Raw genomic sequence first — 8,332 nt, 5'->3', positions numbered from 1 at the left:
CCGCCGCCTGCGACAGCACGCAGCGCACTGCTTGAGACACTGTAGCGATCCAGCAGCGCCTGAGCCTCGAAACGCTCTTCCTCATTGCCGGCCGCCAGCACCTGCTCACCTTCATGATGCAGGGCTTCGGCGTTGCCAAGCTCGCCATGGACTCCCATCAGCTTGAGGCGCAGGTCCTGGCGTGCGGGATCTTCCACCAGACCGGCTTCCAGCAGGGCCTGGGCCTGATCGAAGCGGCCGTAGGCGATGAAGATGTCCGCCTCGCTGATCGCAGCCGCTTCCGGCTGGGAGAGCGGCTCGAGGCTACCGGAACCCCGGCGCGCCGCCACGTTGGCATCTTCAGACGCGGATGACTTGTGACCCGCGGCGGCAGCGGCAGTCGAGGCCGCAAAGGTATCCGGGAAGACGCGTGGCTTGTCCTGGTCGGGCTCTTCATTGCCGCGGACCGCATCGGCAAAGCTCATGTTCTCATCCCCCCCGGAACCGGAGCGGCGACGCAACAGCAGCAGCAACAGAAGCAGCAATGCCCCGGCCGCCCCGCCGACGATGGCCAGGTTGTCCTGCACCCACTGCCAGGTCGCCTGGGGCCACGGCTGCTTGGGCAACACCAGATTGCCCTCGCCGTCGCGCGGCTGACCGAGGTCCACCCCGGCGGCGATCAGGCTTTCCGGCAACGCCAACGGCGAGATGCCGCTGTTGACGAGCAGACGATTCTGTTTGGCGAGCAGCACCTTGGCCGTCTCGAGCTGCTCGGTACGCTCTGCCAGCGACGCTCGCAGCTCACCGACTTCGTTGCGCAGGGAGGCCACTTCACTGCGCAGGTCATCACGCTCCTGCTCCAGCTGATCGAGGCGCTGCTGATTGGTCAGCAGCTGATCTTCCAGCGACTCGAGGCGATCGGACAGTTCATCGATCGCCTGCTGACTACCCGCGGAGATCTGACCACTGGCTGCCGCCGCCTTGGGCTTGCTGCCGTCTTCATCCAGCAGCGTCAGACGCGGCTTGCCGTCGGCACCCGCGCTGGCGGGGCCGCTCGGTGCGGCCGTGGCCGCAGGCGCAGCACTGGCGGAAGGCTCGTTCGATGTGCTGGCCGCAGCGGTTTTCTTGCTGGCGGGAGCCGGCACGGTCTTGCCCTGCGCGCCCGCGACCCACTGCTGATACTGCTGACGCACTTCCTTGTCGGCCTCGGTACGCGAACGTCCCAACATGGTGCTGCGGTCCGGCACGCTCAGCACCACTCCCGCACGCAGCTTGTTGATGTTGCCGCCCGGGAAGGCCCTGGGGTTGGCTTCCTGAATCGCCAGCATCGCCTGACGGATGCTGACACTGGCATCCGGACGCACGCGACGCGCGATCGTCCACAGCGAATCACCGTTGCGCACCTTGATGCTGGACGGCGGTGTGCTGGATGACGCACTGCGCGAGGCAGCCTGGCTGGGCTGGGCATTGTCGCGGAACACCACGGAACGCGTCGGCGAGGAATCGTTGGTGGCCAGCGGGCGCGAGCGCGCGCCGGCAGGTGTCACCAATGACGGCTGACTCGAATAGCCCGCCGGATCGAACAACAGGGTCACCTGACGCTGCAGCTTGCCATTGGGCCATTCGACATCCAGCAGCAGGTCCACATAGGGCTCACGTACCGCGCCATTGGTGGACAGCTGGAGGTAGTAGCGCCCACCCTGCTGCTTGACGGCAACCTTGATGTCATCGCTGACGTAGCTGCGATCGACGCCCGCTCGCGTAAAGGCGGCAGAATCGGCAACGCCGGCCTTGATGAGGCTGGCATCGAGGCCCGAGGTATCCGTGAGGCCGATGCGCGCGTCCAGTGGCTGATTCAGATTCGAGCGCAACCGCGGCGATTCCATGCCGACTGCCAAGGCCTGAGCACTGTAGACGGCGAACGACACCGCCAGTGCGAGAGGAAGCTTGCGTCCCATTGAGTGTCCCTTCGTATGCGGCCGAATCATTGCCCGGCCTGCGCATTATGTTACGTATACTTACACAAGATACCAGAGAGTCCGTCCCAAGAGTGCGGGAAGCCATTGGCAAAGTGGAAAAAGTTTCAACGATAGAGTGACGGCCCACGATCGATAAAGGCCGCAGAGGCGTCATATCGCGAGTGACCAGCTCGACGATATCCCCTTTACGATACCCGTAAAAAACACCTCCCTGCCATCATGCATCAAAAGCGCCAGTCAAAATCGCAAAAAATGCGCAGGAAAGACTGAGATATCTGGTACTCGCCGTGACATCAGTGACCTATCTCTTACCTGAAATCACCGACCTTCCATGACGTAACGTGCAAAAGAGAAACGCCCTCGACTCCAGAGAGCCGAGGGCGCTTTCAGGTCAGGCTCGCAATGAACCCGACGACATGCTGCTACACAGTGCGATCAGGCTGCGCGATGTTCACGCAGGATGGTCAGCATGCGCTTGAGCGGCTCCGCGGCCCCCCACAGCAGCTGGTCACCGACACTGAAGGCGGACAGGTATTCGCCACCCATCGCCAGCTTGCGCAGACGGCCGACCGGCACGGTCAGGGTGCCGGTCGCAGCGGCCGGCGTCAGGTGCTTGAGGCTGTCTTCCTTGGTGTTGGCGACGACCTTGACCCAGTCATTGTGCTTGGCCAGGCGGTCTTCGATCTCGTCCAGCGGCACGTCCTGCTTGAGCTTGACGGTGAAGGCCTGGGAGTGGGAACGCATCGCACCGATACGCACGCACAGCCCGTCGATCATGATCGGGTTGCCCTGACTGTCGAGAATCTTGTTGGCCTCGACACCGGCCTTCCACTCCTCGCGGGTCTGACCGGATTCCATCGCGGAATCGATCCACGGCAGCAGCGAGCCGGCCAGCGGCGCACCGAACTGCTGGGTCGCGAAGTCATCGCCGCGCATGGTGGCGGTCACCTTGCGGTCGATGTCGAGGATGGCGCTGGCCGGGTCCGCAAGCTCGGAGGCCACGCTGCCATTGAGCTGGCCCATCTGGGTCAGCAGCTCACGCATGTGGCGCGCACCGCTGCCGGACGCCGCCTGGTAGCTCATGGAGGTCATCCACTCGACCATGCCGGCCTCGAACAGGCCACCCAGGCCCATCAGCATCAGGCTGACGGTGCAGTTGCCGCCGACGAAGGTGTTGGCACCGGCGCCGATCTTCTGGTCGATCACGTGACGGTTGACCGGGTCCAGCACCAGCACGGCGTCCTTGTCCATGCGCAGGGTGGAGGCCGCATCGATCCAGTCGCCCTTCCAGCCGGCTTCACGCAGCGGGCCGAACACCTGCTTGGTGTAGTCGCCGCCCTGACAGGTGACGATGACATCCAGCGCCTTCAGCTCATTGATGTCATTGGCATCCTTGAGCGCCGGCACCGGCGTGCCCACGTCAGGACCGGCCTGACCGACCTGGGAGGTGGAGAAGAATACCGGCTCGATACCGGCGAAATCGTTGTCATCACGCATGCGTTGCATCAGCACGGAACCGACCATGCCACGCCAACCGACAAATCCGACTTTCAACATGCTTGTTCTCCTTGTTCATGCACGGCCGGGAGCATGGAAGACACCACCGCTCCCGACACAGGAATGACCCGCAGCGAGCACAGGCAACTCACACGAGGCGAGCCTTGCCCAACGCTCCAGCCGCAGGTCCTGACATGAGAACCCGGCGACGCACGCCGAGCTCCCCCATGATCATCGCGAGAACGCCGCTGGCTGGCGGCGTTCACGCGGGTCTTGCCTTACGCCTGGGCCTTGAAGGCGGCCAGCACGGCATCGCCCATCTCGGAGGTGGAGACCTTGCGCGTCCCGGCGTAGGCGATGTCGGCAGTGCGCAGCCCTTCATCCAGCACCACGCCGACCGCCTTCTCGATGCGCTCGGCCCAGGCGGCTTCGTTGAGCGAGTAGCGCAGCATCATGGCCACCGACAGGATGGTCGCCAGCGGGTTGGCGATGCCCTGACCCGCGATGTCCGGCGCGCTGCCGTGGCACGGCTCATACATGCCCTGACCACCCGCATTCAGCGAGGCGGACGGCAGCATGCCGATGGAGCCGGTCAACATGGCGGCCTCATCCGACAGGATGTCGCCGAACATGTTGCCGGTGACCACCACGTCGAACTGCTTCGGAGCACGCACCAGCTGCATGGCGGCATTGTCGACGTACATGTGCGACAGCTCGACATCCGGGTAGTCGGCGGAGATGCGCTCCATCACGTCACGCCACAGCATGGTGACTTCCAGCACGTTGGCCTTGTCGACGCTGCACAGCTTCTTGTTGCGCTTCTGCGCCATCTCGAAGGCGGTGCGACCGATGCGCTCGATCTCGGACTCGGAGTAGACGTAGGTGTTGTAACCGACCTGCTGGCCATCACGCGTCTCGATGCCACGCGGCTGACCGAAGTAGATGCCACCGGTCAGCTCACGCACGATCATGATGTCCAGACCGGACACCACTTCCGGCTTGAGGCTGGAGGCCTCGGCCAGCTGCGGGTAGAGAATCGCCGGACGCAGATTGGCGAACAGCTCAAGCTCCTTGCGCAGCCCCAGCAGGCCGCGTTCCGGACGCAGCGAGATGTCCTCGAGCTTGTCCCACTGCGGGCCGCCGACTGCGCCGAGCAGGATGGCGTCCGCCGCCTTGGCCGCCTCCAGCGTTTCCGCCGGCAGCGGGTGGCCGGCCGCGTCATACCCTGCACCACCGACCTTGCCTTCGCTCAGCGTGATGTCCAGACCTTCGCTGCGGGCGGCTTCAAGGATCTTCACGGCTTCGGCAGTGATTTCCGGGCCAATGCCATCACCGGGCAGAATCAGGATATTGCGGCTCATCTGGAACTCTCCTTGGGCCGGAAGTCTTCCGGCGAGACCGACGGTTCACCGTCGGTGCTGAGACTGGGCTCGCCGCCATTCTGGACGGCGAGCCATGACGAATATGTTGCGATGTCAGGCGCTGACTGACGCGACGCTGGCCAGATCAGGCCGTCTTGCCGTCGCGGAACAGCCACGGACGCTCGGTGCGATGACGCTTCTCGAAGCTGTCGATGGCGTCCTGGTCCTTGAGGGTCAGACCGATATCGTCCAGGCCTTCCATCAGGCAATGCTTGCGGAAGCTGTCGACCTCGAAGGGAATCGACTCACCGGACGGCGTGATGACCGCCTGTGCCTCGAGGTCGATATCCAGACGATATCCTTCCACCGCCTCGGCTTCCTTGAACAGACGGTCCACCGTGTCCTCGTCGAGGGTAATCAACAACAGACCGTTCTTGAACGAGTTGTTGTAGAAGATATCGGCGAAGCTCGGCGCGATGACCACGCGGAAGCCGAAGTCGGTCAGTGCCCAGGGCGCGTGTTCCCGCGAGGAACCACAACCGAAGTTGCGACGCGCCAGCAATACGCTGGCACCCGCGTAACGCGGCTGGTTGAGCACGAAATCCGGATTCAGCGGACGCTTGCTGATGTCCTGACCGATATAGCCCTCATCGAGATAACGCAGCTCATCGAAGAGGTTCGGCCCGAAGCCGGTACGCTTGATCGACTTCAGAAACTGCTTCGGGATGATCAGGTCAGTATCGACGTTGGCGCGATCAAGCGGTGCCACGAGGCCCTGCTGGCGAATGAACTTTTCCATGTCGGGCCTCCTCAGGCGACTTGAGTGTTGTTGGTAGGGATGGGGGCAAAGTCACGAACATCAACGAAGTGACCCGCAATCGCGGCAGCGGCGGCCATGGCCGGGCTGACGAGGTGCGTACGCCCACCGAAGCCCTGACGGCCTTCGAAGTTGCGGTTGGAGGTGGACGCGCAATGCTCACCGGCGCCCAGCTTGTCGGCGTTCATCGCCAGACACATGGAGCAGCCCGGCTCACGCCATTCAAAGCCCGCCGCGAGGAAGATCTCGTGCAGCCCTTCCGCTTCCGCCTGCGCCTTCACCAGGCCAGACCCCGGCACCACCATCGCCTGCTTGAGGCTCTTGGCGACCGTGCGGCCTTCGGCCACGCGCGCCGCTTCACGCAAATCCTCGATACGTGAGTTGGTGCAGGAACCGATGAACACGCGGTCCAGCTTGATGTCGGTGATCTTCTGCTGAGCGCTGAGGCCCATGTACTCGAGCGCACGGGTGATGCCACGCGCTTCGGTGTCATCGCTGGCCGCGGCCGGGTCCGGCACCACGCCATTGACGCTGGTGACCTGCTCCGGGCTGGTGCCCCAGGTGACCTGCGGCGCGATGTCTTCGGCCTTGAGCACCACGACCTTGTCGAATTCGGCGTCCGCATCGGAGACCAGATTGCGCCAGTCGGCGACGGCCGCTTCCCACTGCTGGGCGTTCGGCGCATAGGGGCGCTCGTAGAGATAGTCGATGGTGATGTCATCGACACCGACCAGACCGACCCGCGCACCGGCTTCGATCGCCATGTTGCAGATGGTCATGCGGCCTTCCATGGAGATGTCCTGGATGGCAGAGCCGCCGAATTCGATGGCGTAGCCGGTACCGCCGGCGGTGCCGATCTCGCCGATGATGGCGAGCACGACATCCTTGGCGGTGACGCCAGTGCCGAGACGACCATCGACGCGCACCAGCATGTTCTTCATCTTGCGCTGGATCAGGCACTGGGTGGCGAGCACGTGCTCGACCTCGGAGGTGCCGATCCCGTGGGCCAGTGCCGCGAAGGCACCGTGGGTCGCGGTGTGGGAATCGCCACACACCACGGTCATGCCCGGCAGAGTCGCGCCCTGCTCCGGCCCGACCACGTGCACGATGCCCTGACGCGCATCATTGATGGTGAACTGCTCGATGTTGAAGCTGTTGCAGTTGTCGTCGAGGGTCTGCACCTGGATGCGTGAGGTCTCGTCCTCGATGCCCGCGATACCGGCAGCACGCTCCTTGAGAGACGTCGGCACGTTGTGGTCCGGCGTTGCCAGGTTGGCATCCAGACGCCACGGCTTGCGACCGGCCAGACGCAGCCCTTCGAATGCCTGCGGCGACGTGACTTCGTGCAGCAGGTGACGGTCGATGTAGATGAGTGCAGTACCGTCTTCGCGTTGCTTGACCAGGTGCTGATCCCACAACTTGTCATAAAGGGTCTGGCTAGCCATGTCGTGTCTCCTCGTGGCGCCTTACGGTAAGAGCGCGCTTGCTGCCTCGGGGCTCGTAACGGCCCCTTGATGAGGGTGTGTCGTCCAGTGTTGATGGCGGGGCGGTCGTGCGAGCCCGTGGATAGTGACCACTTGCTTGCAGGCTCCAGCATCGCCGCCGCGTCCTGTGCCATCAAGAGTACTCGGCGACAATGAATAAAAGCAATTCATGTTTTTCATGCTTTGGATTCCCAAAAGGAATACCATTGCTCATCAGGTCTTGAGCAGGAGTGCATCCGCCTGCGGCGGCATCGATCGCCCCGCTTGACGCTCCCCTGAATGCCCCTATGAACGCCCTCATGACAGGATAGCTGCCCCACATGGACACACCCTCTCTGCAGGCCTTCGTCGCCGTCGCCGAAACCGCCTCCTTCTCGCTTGCCGCCGAGCAGCTGCACCTCACCCAGCCGGCCGTTTCCAAGCGCATCGCCCAGCTGGAGCAACTGCATGGCGCACGGCTGTTCGATCGCATCGGACGGCGTGTCTCGCTGACGGAGGCCGGCAATATCCTGCTGCCCCGCGCCCGCGCCATTCTGGTGATGCACGATGACACACGGCGTGCGCTGCGCAATCTTTCCGGCGAGGTAAAAGGCAGCCTGACGATGGCCACCAGCCACCATGTGGGCCTGCACCGGCTACCACCGCTGCTCAAGGCCTTCACCATGGCCCACCCCGAGGTGCGCATGGACATGCGCTTTCTGGATTCGGAACAGGCCTATCAGGGCGTACTGGATGGGGAGCTGGAACTGGCCGTCGTCACCCTGGCACCGCATCGCGATCCCAATTTGACGGTGGTGCCGGTGTGGCTGGATGAGATGCGCTTCGTATGCGGGCGTGATCACCCGCTGGCAGGTCACAAAGCGTTGCCGCTGGCCGCCCTCTCACAGCACGACGCCGTGCTGCCGGGCCACCTGACCTTCACGCGTGGCATCGTCATCGATACCTTCGCGCGTGACGGCCTCTCGGTGGAAGTCTCGATGTCCACCAACTACCTCGAGACCCTCAAGATGATGGTCGCCATCGGCCTGGGCTGGAGCGTCCTGCCGGAAAGCATGATCGACGACGAGATCGAGATCCTGCCCATCGACCACCGCCCCATCGAACGCCAGCTCGGCTACCTCTATCACAACAACCGCACCCTCTCGAACGCCGCCAGCGCGATGATCGAACTGCTGGAAGGCGCAAGGGATGCGGCGTCGAGAAACCTCTAGCGCA

Annotated in this window: 6 protein-coding genes; 1 reads left to right on the top strand and 5 read right to left on the bottom strand. The window is 63.6% G+C overall.

The genetic code is table 11. The annotated features are described in order from the left end of the window. From AC4FAH_RS11615 to leuC, 5 genes are all read right to left on the bottom strand, one after another. On the bottom strand, window positions 1–1,937 hold a 1,937-nt coding region (locus AC4FAH_RS11615; protein ID WP_490246066.1), incomplete at its 3' end, for a type IV pilus assembly protein FimV. A gap of 456 nt (window positions 1,938–2,393) precedes the next feature. Beyond that, complete coding sequence (gene asd / locus AC4FAH_RS11610) at window positions 2,394–3,515, bottom strand: aspartate-semialdehyde dehydrogenase (protein ID WP_192838485.1); 1,122 nt, start codon at window positions 3,513–3,515, stop codon at window positions 2,394–2,396. 218 nt (window positions 3,516–3,733) lie between these two features. Next, window positions 3,734–4,816 carry a 3-isopropylmalate dehydrogenase gene (gene leuB, locus AC4FAH_RS11605; RefSeq protein WP_043335563.1) on the bottom strand — a complete coding sequence of 361 codons (1,083 nt, stop codon included), beginning with the start codon at window positions 4,814–4,816 and terminating at the stop codon, window positions 3,734–3,736. A gap of 145 nt (window positions 4,817–4,961) precedes the next feature. Then, entirely contained in the window at window positions 4,962–5,615 is a 654-nt protein-coding gene (leuD, locus tag AC4FAH_RS11600; RefSeq protein ID WP_107335256.1) for a 3-isopropylmalate dehydratase small subunit, read from the bottom strand. A gap of 11 nt (window positions 5,616–5,626) precedes the next feature. Then, window positions 5,627–7,078: a 3-isopropylmalate dehydratase large subunit gene (gene leuC / locus AC4FAH_RS11595; RefSeq protein ID WP_043335560.1), complete on the bottom strand. Its 1,452-nt coding sequence runs from the start codon at window positions 7,076–7,078 to the stop codon at window positions 5,627–5,629. A gap of 359 nt (window positions 7,079–7,437) precedes the next feature. Between leuC and AC4FAH_RS11590 the strand changes: the two genes are divergently transcribed. Then, complete coding sequence (locus tag AC4FAH_RS11590; RefSeq protein ID WP_054554935.1) at window positions 7,438–8,328, top strand: LysR family transcriptional regulator; 891 nt, start codon at window positions 7,438–7,440, stop codon at window positions 8,326–8,328. Window positions 8,329–8,332: the final 4 nt, after the last annotated feature.

It is taken from the genome of Cobetia sp. (assembly GCF_983723665.1).
The sequence above is the reverse complement of the archived record's forward strand: the minus strand, read 5'-3'. Positions and strand labels throughout refer to the sequence as shown.

Excerpts from the sequence above, each read along its gene's own strand:
- leuD (WP_107335256.1), bottom strand. The coding sequence starts at position 5,615 with ATGGAAAAGTTCATTCGCCAGCAGGGCCTCGTGGCACCGCTTGATCGC.
- AC4FAH_RS11590 (WP_054554935.1), top strand. The coding sequence starts at position 7,438 with ATGGACACACCCTCTCTGCAGGCCTTCGTCGCCGTCGCCGAAACCGCC.
- leuC (WP_043335560.1), bottom strand. The coding sequence starts at position 7,078 with ATGGCTAGCCAGACCCTTTATGACAAGTTGTGGGATCAGCACCTGGTC.
- asd (WP_192838485.1), bottom strand. The coding sequence starts at position 3,515 with ATGTTGAAAGTCGGATTTGTCGGTTGGCGTGGCATGGTCGGTTCCGTG.
- leuB (WP_043335563.1), bottom strand. The coding sequence starts at position 4,816 with ATGAGCCGCAATATCCTGATTCTGCCCGGTGATGGCATTGGCCCGGAA.